The following is a 14,149-nucleotide window of genomic DNA, read 5'->3' on the forward strand; positions in this document are numbered from 1 at the left end:
AGCCTGAGAGCGCTCTCAGGCTGCGGAAGATACTTCTCTCTTGACTCGGACACGTCAATAGGTGTGCAGCAGGTGCTGCTTCAGGGCCTGTTGGGAACAAGAGTTGAACGAATGGTGGGCACCGACCGGCTCATCGGTTCGCCCTCACCGGCGGCAGCGCAGGGCAGCCGACGGAGTGTCGGCTTCAGGGGGTGTGGCCGGACGGCCGTGGCGATAGCCGGACCGTCCGCAGTGGCTCGCGCGGCGGGCGGGCCCGCCACTCGCGCGGGTAGCCGATCGACACCTCCTCGAACCGCACCCCGTCGTGATGGGTCACCCGCGGGATGTGCAGATGCCCGTAGATCACAGCCGCGGCACGGTGGCGGCGATGCCAGTCGCGGGTGAGCTCCGTCCCGCACCACTGCGCGAACTCCGGGTACCGCAGCACGTCCGTCGGTTCACGCACCAGCGGGTAGTGGTTCACCAGGACCGTGCGGTGGTCCTCGGGGATGCCGGCCAGCCGCAGTTCGGTCTCCCGTACCCGTGCCCGGCACCAGTCGTCGCGCGTCGGGTACGGATCGGGGTGGAGGAAGTGCTCGTCGGCGCAGACGACCCCGGCCCTGTGGGCGATGGCGAGGGACTCGTCCTTGGTGGTCGCGCCGGGGGCGCGGAACGTGTAGTCGTAGAGCAGGAAGAGGGGGGCGACGGTCACCGGCCCGTCCGCGCCCTCCCATACCGGATAGGGATCCTCGGGGGTGAGGACGCCCAGGCTTCGGCAGAGGTCGACCAGGTGGAGGTAGCGCGCCTCGCCCCGCAGTCGCACAGGATCGCTCGGGTGGGTCCACAGTTCGTGGTTCCCGGGGACCCAGACCACCTTGGCGAAGCGCTCGCTGAGCAGCGCCAGTGCCCGCTCGACATCGGCGACCTTCTCGCCGACATCACCTGCGACGATGAGCCAGTCGGCGTCGGTGCCGGGGCGCAGGGACGACACGATGTCACGGTTGTCGGCGTACGCGACGTGCAGGTCGCTGACCGCCAGCAGGTGTCCGTTCAGGGCAAGAACTCCTCGCTCCGTGGGCATCGCCCGGCAGCCACTCTATCCGCATGCCGCGCGAGGTGACCCAAAGCCTTTCAGGGAACCGGTGTTCGAGCGGGTCGGCGGTTCGGGACAATCAGGTGCTCGGCCGTCCCCGGCGGCCCATGCGCACCGGCGTAGCATGATCCCCATGGAACAGCGCACACTGGGCAGGACCGGACAGGACGTATCCGTCGTCGGGCAGGGCACCTGGCAGCTCGGCGGCGACTGGGGCGAGGTGCGGGAGGCGGACGCCTTCGGTGTCCTGGACGCGGCGGTCGAGTCGGGCGTCACCTTCTTCGACACGGCGGACGTGTACGGCGACGGCCGCAGTGAACAGCTCATCGGCCGCTATCGGAAGGACCGCCCGGACGCCGGTGTGTTCGTCGCCACCAAGATGGGGCGGCGTGCCGACCAGGTTCCGGAGAACTACAGCCTCGACAACTTCCGTTCCTGGAACGACCGCTCACGGGCCAACCTCGGCGTCGACACGCTCGATCTCGTGCAACTGCACTGTCCGCCCACCGCCGTGTACTCCTCGGACGAGGTCTACGACGCGCTCGACACCCTCGTCGCCGAGCAGCGGATCGCCGCCTACGCGGTGAGTGTCGAAACGTGCGCCGAGGCGCTCACCGCCATTGCCCGCCCCGGCGTCGCGAGCGTCCAGATCATCCTCAACCCGTTCCGTCTCAAGCCGCTGGACGAAGTCCTCCCGGCTGCCCGTGCGGCGGGTGTGGGCATCATCGCGCGGGTCCCGCTCGCCTCCGGACTGCTCTCCGGGAAATACACCAAGGACACCGTCTTCGCCCCCGAGGACCACCGTTCGTACAACCGGCATGGCGAGGCGTTCGACCAGGGCGAGACCTTCTCCGGAATCGAGTACGGCAACGGGGTGGCCGCGGCCGCCGAGTTCGCCGAACTCGCACCGCAGGGGGCGACACCCGCCCAGACCGCACTGCGCTGGATCATCCAGCAGCCCGGAGTCACCAGCGTCATCCCCGGCGCGCGCTCCGTGGAGCAGGCCCGTGCCAACGCGGCGGCCGCATCGCTTCCGCCGTTGCCGCAGAGCACCCTGGACGCGGTACGGGACCTCTACGACCGTCGGATCCGCGCGGAGGTCCACCACCGCTGGTAGCCGGAAGACGCGGCTGACCGGGGCCGGCCCGGTCAGCCGGTGAGATCGACCCGTACGGTCAGCAGGTTCGTGCCGACCGCCCGGACCGTGGCGCTGTTCAGGCGCGGCAACGTCCTGAGTCGTGCGCGGGCGTCGTCCTGCGGAACCAGGTGGGCGGTCCCGGCATGCCAACGTCCCTTGATCCGGACCCTGACCTGCGGGTTGGCCTGAATGTTGCGTACGTACTGCGACTTCTCGCCGTACTCCGAGACCAGCCAGAACTCGTTCCCGGCGCGGCGTCCGCCGACCGGCGTCCGGCGGGGGAGTCCGGATGTGCGTCCCGTGGTCTCCAGGAGTGTCTGACGCGGCAGCTGCCGGACCATCGGATTCCCGATCCGCCGCTGGAACGACGTGACGGCCCGGAACTTCATCTCGTGATACCTCGACATGTGTGACTCTCCCCGTCGGTGCCGGTGACCCTCGCCGGAGGTCAACCGTAAGCCGGACAGCCCTTGGTCGAGGTGCCGGGCGGGGCGCAGGATGCGGCGGCGGTCGCGTGATCAGCCCAGAGACGTACCACGCGCGACCAGCAGGGCGATGTCGGCCCCGGCCAGGCCGAGCGTGGCCAGGAACGGAAGACGGCTGTCGGGTGAGGTGCCCAGCGGGAGACACAGGACGACGGCCAGCGCCCCGGTCACCGTGAGGCCGCTCCAGCCCATGGCGTCCGGCGGTCCGGGCGGGCCGAGAACGAGGACGGCCGAGGCCGCGAGCAGCGTGAGTGCCGCGGCGGTACGGGACCGGCGCCGGCCCAGGCGCTGGGGCAGGCCCCGGACTCCCGCGGCCAGGTCGGCCTCGATGTCGGGGAGGACGTTGGTGAAGTGCGCACCCACGCCGAGGAGGGCACCCGCGGCCACCACCCAGGCGGCCGGCCAGGGGTGGCCCGGCAGCGCGAGGGTGAGGAAGGCGGGCAGAAGTCCGAAGGCCAGCGCGTAGGGCAGCCACGACCACCGCGTCCGCTTGACGCCGAGGTTGTACGACCATGCGGCGGCCACCCCGATCAGATGCGCGCCGCCCGCCGCCGCGCCGTTCGCGAGGGACAGGGGAGCGCACAGCACGAGCGCGGCACACGCCGCGACCGACACGCTACGCACCTGCACCTCGCCCCCGACGAGCGGCTTGTCGCGCCGGTGTGCCGCGGTGTCCCGCGCGAGGTCGATGCGGTCATTGCTCCAGCCGACGGAGAGCTGTCCGGTGAGCACGGCCAGGGCGACCAGACAGCTGCCGAACGCGTCGCGTCCCGCTGCGACGGCCAGGGCGGTGATCAGGGCGGTCACGGCCAGCGCGGGGGCCGGGTGGGCCGACAGGAGGAGCGCCAAGGCGCCGCGGCCGAGGCCACCCGCTCGCGCTGCCGGCTCCGCCGGTACGGGTGCCGGCGAGGGCGGGGCGGCCGACAAGGAGAGCGCCTGAAAAGTCTGATTCATGATGTTCGATCAAAACATCCCTTCCGCACCTATGGTGACGGCATGACGCGAATCATCGCGATCCATGGTGTGCTCCCGCCGCACCGGTACGAGCAGTCCGTGATCACCGACGCCTTCGCCGACATGTGCCTGCCTCCGGGCGCGGACCGCGGCGTGCTGGAACGCCTGCACCGGTCCGCCGGCGTACGCGGCCGCCACCTGGCCCTGCCCCTGGAACGGTACGCCGCGCTGAGCGGTTTCGGCGAGGCCAACGACGTGTTCATCGAAGTCGCCCTGGAGCTCGGGGAACAGGCCGTACGCGGCGCCCTGGACCGGTCGGACCTGGACCCGGGCGACATCGACCTGGTCATCTCCACCTCCGTCACCGGCATCGCCGCCCCGTCCCTGGAGGCACGGCTCGCCGGACGGATCGGGTTGCGGCCCGATGTCAAACGCGTACCGATCTTCGGGCTCGGCTGCGTGGCCGGGGCCGCCGGCCTCGCCCGGCTCCACGACTACCTCGAGGGCCACCCCGGCCAGGTCGCGCTGCTGCTCTCCGTCGAACTCTGCTCGCTGACCCTGCAACGTGCCGACACATCCGTGCCGAACCTGGTGGCGGGCGCACTGTTCGGTGACGGCGCCGCCGCCGTCCTCGCGGTCGGCCGGAACCACCCGCACCGTCAGGAACGGTCCGGGCCCGTGGTGGTCGCGACGCGCAGCAGCCTCTACCCCGGCACCGAACGCACACTGGGCTGGGACATCGGTGACCAAGGCTTCCGGATCGTACTCGGCGCCGACCTCCCGAACCTGGTACGCGAGACCCTGGGCGACGAGGTGCACTCCTTCCTCTCCGACCACGACCTCAAGACGCAGGACGTGACGGCCTGGGTCTGCCACCCGGGCGGCCCCCAGGTACTCGAAGCCGTACGCGAGACGCTGGATCTGCCCGCCCGCGCACTGGAACTGGCCTGGCGTTCGCTGGCCGAGGTCGGCAATCTGTCCTCCGCCTCCGTCCTGCATGTCCTCAGGGACACCCTGGCGCTGCGCTCACCACCGCCCGGAACTCCCGGACTCCTCCTTGCGATGGGGCCCGGCTTCTGCACCGAACTCGTCCTGCTCCGCTGGTAGCCGCCCTGTGATCCCTTACACCGTCCTCGTCCTTCTGGTCGCCGTCGAGCGCCTCGCCGAACTCGTCACCGCCCGACGCAATGCCGCCTGGAGCCGGCGCCACGGCGCAGCGGAGTACGGGCAGGGCCACTACCCCGTCATGGTCGCCCTCCACACCGGACTGCTGGCCGGCTGCCTGGCGGAGACCTGGCTCGGCGGCCGACCCTTCCTGCCCGCACTCGGCTGGCCGATGCTCGCCCTGGCCCTGGGCGCCCAGGGCCTGCGCTGGTGGTGCATCACCACGCTGGGGCCACGCTGGAACACCCGTGTCATCGTGGTGCCCGACCTGCCGCTCGTCACCGCCGGACCGTACCGGTGGCTGAGCCACCCCAACTACGTCGCTGTGATCGTCGAGGGTGTCGCACTGCCACTCGTCCACACCAACTGGCTCACCGCGACCGCCTTCAGCCTGCTCAACCTGCCGCTCCTCGCGACCCGAGTACGGTGCGAGAACACCGCCCTCGCCGGGGCCGCACCGGCGGCGCCGTGATCGACCTGCTGGTCGTCGGCGGCGGACCCGCCGGCCTCGCCACCGCGATCCACGCCGCCGAGGCCGGGCTCGAAGCGGTGGTCGCCGAACCGCGCCCCACCCCGATCGACAAGGCCTGCGGAGAGGGGCTCATGCCGGGCGCCGTGAACGCTCTGGCCGGACTCGGCGTCTCCGTCGCCGGACACCCGCTGCGCGGAATCCGCTACCTCGACGACCGCCACCGGGCAGAAGCCCTCTTCGCACCCGGCCCCGGTCGCGGTGTGCGCCGCACCGAACTGCAGACCGCCCTGGCCCGCCGCGCCGCGGAACTCGGCGTGCGGGTGATCCCCGTGCGGTCGGGCAGCGTCCGGCAGAGCGCCGACAGCGTGTACGCGGCAGGCGTCACCGCCCGCTACCTGGCCGCCGCTGACGGCCTGCACTCACCGATCAGACGCCAACTCGGCCTGGACCTGACGGACCCACGCCCCCCGAGGTTCGGACTGCGCCGCCACTTCGCGGTCGAGCCCTGGACGGACTGCGTCGAGGTGCACTGGTCACCACGGGCCGAGGCCTATGTCACCCCGCTGGGCCCACGCCTGGTCGGCGTCGCCGTCCTGACCACGGAACGCGGCCCGTTCGACGGCCACTTGGCCCGCTTCCCTCTCCTGGCCCGGCATCTGCCTGCGAGCGCCACCACGCCGGTGCGTGGCGCCGGACCACTGCGCCAGCGGGTCGGCTCCCGCGTGGCAGGACGGGTCCTGCTGGTGGGGGACGCCGCCGGATACATCGACGCCCTGACCGGTGAAGGCGTCTCGCTGGCTCTCGCCGGAGCCGCTCAACTGGTGCGCTGCGTCCGGGACGACCGGCCGCAGGCCTACGAGCGGGCGTGGCGCAAGGTCTCCCGGCGCCATCGCCTGCTCACCGAATCGCTGCTCCTGGCCCGGCAGCACCCGCGACTGGCCAGCCGCATCGTCCCGACCGCGAGCCGTCTCCCCGCAGCCTTCACCAACCTGGTCAACCAGCTGGCCTGAGCGCGGTCCGGCAGCGTCCACCCGGGCCGGACCGTCGCGACGGGCTACGCCGCGGGGCGTGCGATCAGCGCAGGTGGCGCCGGCCGGCGCCGCCGCGTCAACCAGCCGACCAACGTACAGACGGCACCCGCGAGGGCAAGCACGACGCCGAGCAGCACGCACAGTCCCAGCACCACCGGCGCGGTGTCGTCGTCGAGCACCCGGCCCCGCACGGCCGTCACGGGTACGGTCCCGGGGTCCCCGCTCGCGAAGTAGCGCGAGTCGTAGGAGTTCGCACGATGGTCACCGAGAAGGAACATCTGGCCGGCCGGTACCTTCACGTCGTACGGTCCGTGCCCGCCGTCGACCTCTCCGTCCTTCAGATAGGGCTCCTTGAGCGGGGCGTCGTTGACGGTCAGGCGTGTGCCGTCGAAGACCACATGGTCGCCCCCCAGACCGATGACGCGCTTCAGCACCGGCTTGCCCTCGAACCGCTCCGGCACGCCGAAGAGCACGACATCGCCTCGCCGTACCTTCGCGCCGGACGTCCTCGCGATGAGAATGCGGTCGCCCGGAGCGTAGCTGGGCTCCATCGACCCGCCGGAGAAGGTGACCATCGTGTAGCCGCTACGGACGGTCCAGAGCGCGCCCGCTGCCAGCACGATCCCCAGGACGGCAAGCACAGTCCCCGTGATCAACAGCCAACGCCCAGCGTGCCGCATCCGCCGATCTCCCCTCAGACCCTCACTCCAGCCGGGTGGCTGCAGCGACACCGTAGAGGGTCTCTCCCGGCGGGACCGCAGAGGGGTCGGGCGGACATACCGCCGGGCCGGGGAGTGTCGCTATTCCAAGCCGGATACCTGGAAAACCGTCTGGGCCGTCCGGCGGTCGATACGCTCCCCGAGCTGACGCAGCGCCGTCACCCCGCAGAGCAGCGTCCCGCGTCCCACGCAGGCGCGGGTGTCCTGGTCCAACCGGTGCCACAGTGCCGGATTGGCGACGAACACCCGCGGGTCGACCTCGACCCGCCAGCCATCGGCGTCGCGGAGCACCAGACGTTGCGAGACGCCGTCGGACCAGCGGACGGAGACCAGTCGGTCCGTACGCACCGTGTGAGCGCGCAGCAGGCCGCGCGAGGAGAGCCACCCGGCGCCCGCGCGGACCCGTGGTGGCACCAGGACCACGAAAAGCGTCGTGGCGAGGGCCGCCCACAGCAGGAAGCGCAGCCAGGTGAGCCGGCCGGCGGCCGCGTCGACCGCCAGCAGGAGCCCCAGGAGCGACGCGGCGCAGCCGACCGCGAAGCGCACGTGGCCGGCCCAGTCCTCGTCGTACACCGTCGTACCCGGGGGAGGCAGGACTCGGCCGCGACGGCCGGAGCGGCCGTCGGGCACTGCGCGGGTGATGCGTCGTTCCATGGCGCTGAGGCTAAGGACGGCGAGCCGGCCGGTCATCGTGTCTTGACGGAGTGCTGATGCCGGTGCCGCATGTCCTGACGCATGCCTGACGGTCGACCGGCAGCCGGAGTGAAGGGCGCGTGAAGACGCAGCCGGTCGGAGCCGACAGCTCGCCAGGACCGGGCGTGATCGGCCAGTGGCCGGTGCGGTGTGATCGGACCTGAACAGAAGGGGCCCGCTTGACGTCCGCTGTGAGGACCGAGGCCGCACTGAGGTATGGCCGTACGTCCGGAGTCGCCGCGCGTGCAGGAGGGTTGACATCCGGCTACCGCACCGAGACGCTTTTTAGAAAGCGATTCTATGATTGGCCGGCTCGCTGAAGCGCCGGGCCGGCGCGGAGTTGCGGACGGGAGAGGCGTATGGGTGGCGTCGTGGAGGGCCGGGTCGTCGTTGTCACGGGGGCGGCACGTGGGATCGGACGCGGGCACGCGCTGGAGTTCGCCCGGCAGGGCGCGAAAGTGGTGGTCAACGATCTGGGCGCGGAGGTCGATGGATCCGGTTCCTCGTCCGGACCCGCGGGCGAGGTCGTGACGCAGATCCGCGAGGCCGGCGGTGAGGCCGTTGCCAACGGTGACGACGTGTCCGACTTCGAAGGCGCTCGCAGGCTGGTGGAGTCCGCGATCAGGCACTTCGGCGACCTGAATGTGCTGGTCAACAATGCCGGCATCTTGCGCGACCGGATGCTGGTGAACATGAGCGCCGAGGAGTGGGACGCGGTGATCAGGGTGCACCTGCGCGGTACGTTCGGTCCACTGCGGCATGCGGCGGCCTATTGGCGGTCGCAGGCGAAGGCCGGTGTGCAGGTCGATGCCCGGGTCATCAACACGACGTCCTCGTCGGGTATTTACGGAAACCCGGGGCAGGCGAACTACGGAGCGGCCAAGGCGGGGATCGCGGGGCTGACCGTGATCGCCTCCCGGGAACTGGAGCGCTACGGCGTCGCGGTGAACGCCGTGGCACCGGCGGCGCTCACCCGTATGACGGAGGGGCTGCGGTCCGACCGCACGGTGGCGGAGCCCGGCACCTTCGACCCGTCGGCGCCGGAGAACATAGCTCCGCTGGTCGTCTGGCTGGCGGGTCCCTCGGCGCGGGGCATCACCGGTCGGGTTTTCAACGTGCGCGGCGGCCTGATCAGCGTCGCGGAGGGCTGGCATGCGGGACCGGCCGCTGACAACGAATCACGCTGGGAACAATCACAACTCGACAGGGTGATACCGGCGTTGGTCGACAAGGCCCGTCCGAACGCGCTGCAGAACGGCCGGGCGCCGGGGGAGGACCGCTGACGTGCCCCTCGACCACAGTGTGATCGGCATCGAGTCCCCACCGGTCGAGCGGACCTGGACCTCCAAGGACACCCTGCTCTACGCGGTCGGGGTCGGAGCCGGGCTGGACGACCCGCTGCGGGAACTGGCCTTCACCACGGAGAACTCGCACGGCATCGGCCAGCAGGTTCTGCCGACGTTCGCCGTGCTGGCCGCGCAGGGGGGCCGGGGCCGGAGCATCGGCGAGTTCGACCCGGCGATGCTCGTACACGCGGAGCAGTCCTTCGACCTGCACCGGCCCCTGCCGCCGGCGGGGACCGTGCGCGTCACCTCGAAGATCACCGGGATGTACGACAAGGGATCCGGTGCACTGGTGACCAGCGAGGCGGTGGCCGTGGATCCGGGCACGGGCGATCCGGTGATCACCTCGCGCAGTGCCGTCTTCATCCGAGGGGAGGGCGGTTTCGGCGGTGACCGGGGGCCGCGTGACAGCTGGCCGGAGCCCGGTCGTGAGCCGGACCGCCGGATCACCTGCCCGACCAGACCGGAGCAGGCACTGCTGTACCGGCTTTCCGGTGACCGCAATCCACTGCACTCCGATCCCACGTTTGCCGCGAAGGCCGGATTCGGGCGTCCGATCCTGCACGGCCTGTGCACCTACGGGGTGACCGGACGTGCCCTGTTGCACACGTTGGCGGAATCGGAACCGTCCCGGTTCGTCTCCATGTCGGGCCGGTTCAGCAGGCCGGTCCACCCCGGCGAGTCGCTGACCGTGTCCATCTGGAGGGACGGTGACACCGCGCAGTTCCGTACCACCAAGGCCGACGGAACAGTCGTGATCGATCGTGGGCGGGCTGCCGTCCGCGGGGCGGGCGGCCCTGGCGCCTGACGCCCGTCGCTCCGGGGTGACGCCGTCGGACGCCGTCCGCGGAGACTGCGCGGCCATGGTGTCGCCCCCGAGCGCGGTCCGGCGGACACCGGTCAGGTGCCGGCCCTGGGGTTGGCAACCGCGGTGGTCATGCAGTAGCCGATCGGGCCCGCGGTGTCGTGCAGTGTGCAGTGCCCGACGGCGACCCCGTCCTCGCTGGTGTGGGCGGCGGACTCCAGCCCGATGGCGTCGCTGAGCGGGAGTCTGCTCAGGCACAGGGTGTAGTCGGCATTGATGAACTGCAGCCCGGAGTCACCGGCATGGGCGAGCGGACTGGCCGTGTCGGCGGCGAGCGCTGCCCGTACGAACGGCGAGAGTGACTCGCCGGCGACCAGTTCGCACGATTCCCGCAGCCAGGCCCTGCGCCTGCCGCTTCCCTGCCCGCCGTCCCGCACAGGCGTGTTGCGCTCGTCGAACTTCCAGACCGTCCAGGCCCCTTCGCGCGGTGCGGGCAGCTCTTCAGGTGCGGGTGCGTCCCAGGGCGGTGTGGCAGGGACATGGCCCGGTGGCTGCTCGCTGCGGCGCAGCAGCACGGCGCTGGCCCGCGCGACGACGCCGTCGGCGCCGTGCACGGTCGCGTCGGCGACCCGGATGCGACGGCCGTCGCGCACCCGGAGGGTTTCCACCCGCACCGGCGCCATCGGCGCGTTGCGGAACAGGTCGACGGTCAGCCGGGTGAAGTGCAGTCCCTCGGCGGCGTGTTCACGCTCCAGGGCTCGGGCCGCCAGCGCGCCGAGCAGCCTGCCGTGCATCATGCCGGGCGCCCACCAACTGCGCGCGTGGGGGGCGGGGACGAATGCATCTCCGGCACCGGTGAAGAAGGCCTCCTGCTGTTCGGCCTGGGCCACGGGCGTTTCCTTCCTGGAGAACCGATGTGTCGATGTACCGGGCTGCGCGCCGCAGGGATGCCGGTGCACCGGCCCGGCCGTCAGCCGTGCGGTCCCGATGCTCCGACCGCTGGTCAGGTGTCCTGGCCGGGTGAGCCGAGTCGGCGGATCAGCACGATCGCGGCTTCGGTGATCTTGTTGGCCTGGCGCTTGTTCGGGCACGTCGCGATCTCGCGTCCCGCCTCCCCGATGATCGTGGTCAGCACCGCCACCGCGAGCCGGTCGACCGAGTCGATGCCGGCGCCGAGCAGCACCGCGTTCTGCCGGACCCACTCCCGGCTGCGTGTGCGCCGGACCAGCTCGAAGCCCGGTGGCCCGTCGCCGTCCATGAAGAGCCTGGCCAGATCGCGGCGCTGCCAGGAGCCCTCGAGAAATGCACGGGCGCCCACGACGAACAGATCGAGCGGGTCCTCTCCCTCGCCCGCGGCTCGGGCCGCGGCGACCGCGGTCACCGCGTTCTGCTCATGGGCGGCCTGGTGTTCCTCCCACAGAGCGAGGAAGAGCTCGGTCTTCCCGCCGAAGTGGTGGTAGAGGCTGCCCACACTGGACCCGGCGCGTTCCACCACCCCTGCGATGCTCGCCTCGGCGAAGCCCTGTTCGCAGAACACCTCACGCGCGGCGTTCAGCAACACCCGGCGGGTCTCCGCGGTGCGGCTCCACTGCCAGGCGTTCCCGCCGGCTGCGGCGCTGCTCGCGCTACGTGCCATGGGATCCCCTCCTTGCCTTCGTCGACGGGCACCGACGCGGTCCACCGTACCGAATCCAATCTTAGAATTGCCGTCGCGGATGTTTCGTCGATGTTTCGTCACGCTTCCTTGATCGGCCGCGTCCGCAGTAGTGGCGCGGATTCGCAAGTTGCCGCCAAGGGTGGCCGGTTGTACGTGAACCGGCTTGCGGCAGGCGTCTTGACACGCTCGTCCGGCCGGGCGCAGGCTGAGCCAATTCCTAGAGTTCCGTTCTAGAAAAGGACCCCGGGTGGTCGCCCGCGTGTCCTGAGAAGGAAAGGACACCGCTCGATGGTCGATTTCTCCCTCAGTGTCGAGGAACGTCAGATCCGGGACACGGTCCGCGCGTTCATCTCCAAGGAGGTGATGCCGCTGGAACATGAGGTGCTGCGCAACGAACGGGCGGGCGTTCCCGCGATCGCCGTGGACGTCCTGGCCGAGCTGCGGGCCAAGGCCCGCCGGGCGGGCTTCTGGGGAATGAACACGCCCGAGGAGTACGGCGGGATGAACCTGGGCGCCGTCATGTCCGCGATCCTGGCGATGGAAACCGGCAGGACGTACGTTCCCTTCAGCTTCGGCGGCTCGGCGGACAACATCCTCTACAGCTGCAACGACGAGCAGAAGCAGCGCTACCTCATCCCGACGATCGAGGGCGAGCGGCGGTCCTGCTTCGCGATCACCGAGCCGGGAGCCGGATCCGACGCACGCAACATCCGTACCCGCGCGGTGCGCGACGGCGGCGACTGGGTGATCAACGGGGAAAAGACCTTCATCACCGGCGGCAACGAGGCCGACTTCGTGATGGTGTTCGCCGTCACCGACCCGGACAAGGGCGCGGACGGCGGGGTGACCTGCTTCGTCGTCGACCGGGACATGGGCTGGAAGTCCGAACCGATCCCCACGATGGGCCAGTGGGGCCCGGCGGCACTGGTCTTCGACGAGGTGCGTGTTCCCGACGAGAACGTACTTGGTGAAGTCGGCCGCGGTTTCGCGCTGGCGCTGCGGTGGATCGGCCAGGGCCGATACATGATCCCGGCCCGCGCGATCGGTTCCGCCGAACGGATGCTGCAGATGGCCATCGACTACGCCAAGATCCGGCACTCCATGGGGAATCCGATCGCCGAGTACCAGGCGATCCAGTGGCAGATCGCGGACTCGCAGGTGGAGATCGAGTCCACGAAGTGGCTCACCTTGTACGCGGCTTGGCGGGTCCAGCAGGGCATGGACGCGCGCCACGCCTCCTCCATCGCCAAGCTCAACGGCGCACTCATGGCCAACCAGGTCGTGGACCGCGTGCTGCAGATCCATGGCGGGATGGGCTACACCAAGGAGCTGCCGATCGAGCGCTGGTACCGGGAGTTGCGACTGCTGCGGATCTTCGAGGGCACCGACGAGATTCAGCGCCGCACCATCGCCCGCAACCTGCTCAAGGGCCATGTACGGCTGGGCGGGATCGGCGAATGAGGGCCCGCAGGCGCGCGGCGATCGTCGGGGTGGCCGAGTCGGAAGTGGGCAGGACCCCGCACCTGACCGTGCTGTCCCAGCAAGCAAGGGCGAGCCGGGGGGCGCTGGCCGAGGCCGGGCTGGGTCCCAAGGACGTGGACGCCCTGTTCGTGGCCGGAAACTGGTCCTGGGCACCCGCGCTGACGCTGGCCGAGTATCTGGGACTCCAGCCGGACTACCTGGACGGCACCAACATCGGCGGATCGTCCTTCGAGGCGCACCTCGGCCATGCGGCGGCCGCCATCGAGGCCGGGGTGATCGACGTCGCACTGATCACCTACGGCAGCACCCAGCGCAGCAACCGCTCACGCAACGCCCCACGGCCACCCCCGTCGCTCACCGAGCAGTTCGACCGGCCCTACGGGCTGCCGCAGCCGGTCGGCGCCTACGCACTGGCGGCCAACCGCTACTTCCACCAGTACGGTGCGACCAGCGAGCAGCTGGCCGAAGTGGCGGTGAGCGCACGGCAGTGGGCGGCGCTCAACCCGGACGCGTACCACCGTCACCCGATCACGGTCGACGACGTGCTCGACTCGCCGATGATCAGCGATCCGCTGCACCTGCTGGACTGCTGCCTGGTCACCGACGGTGGCGGCGCGGTGGTCGTGGCGGCTGAGGACCGCTGGCCCGACGTGGACACCCATCCGGTCGTCGTGCTCGGCCACGGCGAGACCACTACGCACAGCAGCATCGCCCAGATGCCGGACCTGACCGTCACCGGTGCTGCCCGCTCGGGACCGACGGCGATGAAGATGGCCGACGTGACCCATGACGACCTCGACCTGCTGGAGATCTACGACTCCTTCACCATCACCGTCCTGCTGACCCTGGAGTCACTGGGGTTCTGCAAACCGGGCGAGGCCGGGGACTTCGTCGCCCGCGGCCGTACCGCCCCCGGTGGACCGGTGCCGATGAACACCAACGGCGGTGGTCTGTCCTACACGCACCCCGGCATGTACGGGATCTACCTGCTCATCGAGGCGACCCGGCAACTGCGGCACGACTTCGCCGGCGACCCGCGCCGTCAGGTCGACGGTGCCGGACTGGCCCTGGTGCACGGAACCGGCGGCGTCCTGTCGTCCACCTCGACCGTCGTACTCGGAAGGAGTTGATCAG

At 70.6% G+C, this 14,149-nt stretch carries 15 protein-coding genes; 8 read left to right on the plus strand and 7 right to left on the minus strand.

Annotation, left to right across the window (positions count from 1 at the left end; translation table 11 throughout):
- Window positions 1–184 precede the first annotated feature (184 nt).
- Window positions 185–1,060, minus strand: a complete 876-nt coding sequence (locus ACIA8E_RS24080; RefSeq protein ID WP_399301381.1) for a metallophosphoesterase family protein — start codon at window positions 1,058–1,060, stop codon at window positions 185–187.
- 136 nt (window positions 1,061–1,196) lie between these two features.
- Here ACIA8E_RS24080 and ACIA8E_RS24085 point away from each other — a divergent pair, with 136 nt between their 5' ends.
- Window positions 1,197–2,189, plus strand: coding sequence for an aldo/keto reductase (locus ACIA8E_RS24085; protein WP_399301382.1), 993 nt, complete (start codon window positions 1,197–1,199; stop codon window positions 2,187–2,189).
- Between the two features lie 32 nt (window positions 2,190–2,221).
- Here the strand turns inward: ACIA8E_RS24085 and ACIA8E_RS24090 are convergent, their stop codons facing one another.
- Together ACIA8E_RS24090 and ACIA8E_RS24095 are read right to left on the minus strand one after the other, a co-directional pair.
- Window positions 2,222–2,617 (minus strand): nitroreductase family deazaflavin-dependent oxidoreductase, encoded by a 396-nt coding sequence (locus ACIA8E_RS24090; RefSeq protein ID WP_399301383.1) that lies wholly within the window; start codon window positions 2,615–2,617, stop codon window positions 2,222–2,224.
- 111 nt (window positions 2,618–2,728) lie between these two features.
- Window positions 2,729–3,649, minus strand: a complete 921-nt coding sequence (locus ACIA8E_RS24095) for a UbiA family prenyltransferase (RefSeq protein WP_399301384.1) — start codon at window positions 3,647–3,649, stop codon at window positions 2,729–2,731.
- A gap of 42 nt (window positions 3,650–3,691) precedes the next feature.
- Here ACIA8E_RS24095 and ACIA8E_RS24100 point away from each other — a divergent pair, with 42 nt between their 5' ends.
- From ACIA8E_RS24100 to ACIA8E_RS24110, 3 genes are read left to right on the plus strand one after another with little or no spacing between them, the layout of a single operon-like run.
- A complete protein-coding gene (locus ACIA8E_RS24100) occupies window positions 3,692–4,756 on the plus strand; it encodes a type III polyketide synthase (RefSeq protein ID WP_399301385.1) in 1,065 nt (354 codons plus the stop codon).
- Window positions 4,757–4,763: 7 nt separating this feature from the next.
- On the plus strand, window positions 4,764–5,285 hold the full coding sequence (locus ACIA8E_RS24105) for an isoprenylcysteine carboxyl methyltransferase family protein (RefSeq protein ID WP_399301386.1): 522 nt from the start codon (window positions 4,764–4,766) through the stop codon (window positions 5,283–5,285).
- Window positions 5,282–6,295, plus strand: coding sequence for an NAD(P)/FAD-dependent oxidoreductase (locus tag ACIA8E_RS24110; RefSeq protein ID WP_399301387.1), 1,014 nt, complete (start codon window positions 5,282–5,284; stop codon window positions 6,293–6,295). Before ACIA8E_RS24105 ends, ACIA8E_RS24110 begins: the two co-directional genes overlap by 4 nt.
- 44 nt (window positions 6,296–6,339) lie before the next feature.
- Here the strand turns inward: ACIA8E_RS24110 and lepB are convergent, their stop codons facing one another.
- A complete protein-coding gene (lepB, locus tag ACIA8E_RS24115; RefSeq protein WP_399301388.1) occupies window positions 6,340–6,957 on the minus strand; it encodes a signal peptidase I in 618 nt (205 codons plus the stop codon).
- 159 nt (window positions 6,958–7,116) lie between these two features.
- A complete protein-coding gene (locus tag ACIA8E_RS24120; RefSeq protein WP_399301389.1) occupies window positions 7,117–7,689 on the minus strand; it encodes a hypothetical protein in 573 nt (190 codons plus the stop codon).
- A 398-nt stretch (window positions 7,690–8,087) separates the two neighbouring features.
- Here ACIA8E_RS24120 and ACIA8E_RS24125 point away from each other — a divergent pair, with 398 nt between their 5' ends.
- Window positions 8,088–9,011 carry an SDR family oxidoreductase gene (locus tag ACIA8E_RS24125; RefSeq protein ID WP_329165169.1) on the plus strand — a complete coding sequence of 308 codons (924 nt, stop codon included), beginning with the start codon at window positions 8,088–8,090 and terminating at the stop codon, window positions 9,009–9,011.
- A 1-nt stretch (window position 9,012) separates the two neighbouring features.
- On the plus strand, window positions 9,013–9,879 hold the full coding sequence (locus tag ACIA8E_RS24130; protein WP_399301390.1) for a MaoC/PaaZ C-terminal domain-containing protein: 867 nt from the start codon (window positions 9,013–9,015) through the stop codon (window positions 9,877–9,879).
- Window positions 9,880–9,971: 92 nt separating this feature from the next.
- Here ACIA8E_RS24130 and ACIA8E_RS24135 read toward each other — a convergent pair whose 3' ends face one another.
- Window positions 9,972–10,766, minus strand: coding sequence for an acyl-CoA thioesterase domain-containing protein (locus tag ACIA8E_RS24135; protein WP_399301391.1), 795 nt, complete (start codon window positions 10,764–10,766; stop codon window positions 9,972–9,974).
- 113 nt (window positions 10,767–10,879) lie between these two features.
- On the minus strand, window positions 10,880–11,512 hold the full coding sequence (locus ACIA8E_RS24140) for a TetR/AcrR family transcriptional regulator (RefSeq protein WP_329165172.1): 633 nt from the start codon (window positions 11,510–11,512) through the stop codon (window positions 10,880–10,882).
- Window positions 11,513–11,821: 309 nt separating this feature from the next.
- On the opposite strand from ACIA8E_RS24140, the gene ACIA8E_RS24145 reads away from it, so the two are divergent.
- Window positions 11,822–12,994, plus strand: a complete 1,173-nt coding sequence (locus ACIA8E_RS24145; RefSeq protein WP_399301392.1) for an acyl-CoA dehydrogenase family protein — start codon at window positions 11,822–11,824, stop codon at window positions 12,992–12,994.
- Window positions 12,991–14,145 (plus strand): acetyl-CoA acetyltransferase, encoded by a 1,155-nt coding sequence (locus ACIA8E_RS24150; protein ID WP_399301393.1) that lies wholly within the window; start codon window positions 12,991–12,993, stop codon window positions 14,143–14,145. The genes ACIA8E_RS24145 and ACIA8E_RS24150 overlap by 4 nt, the downstream gene beginning before the upstream one ends.
- Window positions 14,146–14,149: the final 4 nt, after the last annotated feature.

Source organism: Streptomyces sp. NPDC051664, assembly GCF_044453545.1.
Lineage (GTDB): Bacteria > Actinomycetota > Actinomycetes > Streptomycetales > Streptomycetaceae > Streptomyces.

Coding starts and splice junctions, on each gene's coding strand:
- ACIA8E_RS24090 (WP_399301383.1), bottom strand. CDS start 2,617: ATGTCGAGGTATCACGAGATGAAGTTCCGGGCCGTCACGTCGTTCCAG.
- ACIA8E_RS24150 (WP_399301393.1), top strand. CDS start 12,991: ATGAGGGCCCGCAGGCGCGCGGCGATCGTCGGGGTGGCCGAGTCGGAA.
- ACIA8E_RS24140 (WP_329165172.1), bottom strand. CDS start 11,512: ATGGCACGTAGCGCGAGCAGCGCCGCAGCCGGCGGGAACGCCTGGCAG.
- ACIA8E_RS24120 (WP_399301389.1), bottom strand. CDS start 7,689: ATGGAACGACGCATCACCCGCGCAGTGCCCGACGGCCGCTCCGGCCGT.
- ACIA8E_RS24100 (WP_399301385.1), top strand. CDS start 3,692: ATGACGCGAATCATCGCGATCCATGGTGTGCTCCCGCCGCACCGGTAC.
- ACIA8E_RS24145 (WP_399301392.1), top strand. CDS start 11,822: ATGGTCGATTTCTCCCTCAGTGTCGAGGAACGTCAGATCCGGGACACG.
- ACIA8E_RS24085 (WP_399301382.1), top strand. CDS start 1,197: ATGATCCCCATGGAACAGCGCACACTGGGCAGGACCGGACAGGACGTA.
- ACIA8E_RS24080 (WP_399301381.1), bottom strand. CDS start 1,060: ATGCCCACGGAGCGAGGAGTTCTTGCCCTGAACGGACACCTGCTGGCG.
- ACIA8E_RS24125 (WP_329165169.1), top strand. CDS start 8,088: ATGGGTGGCGTCGTGGAGGGCCGGGTCGTCGTTGTCACGGGGGCGGCA.
- ACIA8E_RS24095 (WP_399301384.1), bottom strand. CDS start 3,649: ATGAATCAGACTTTTCAGGCGCTCTCCTTGTCGGCCGCCCCGCCCTCG.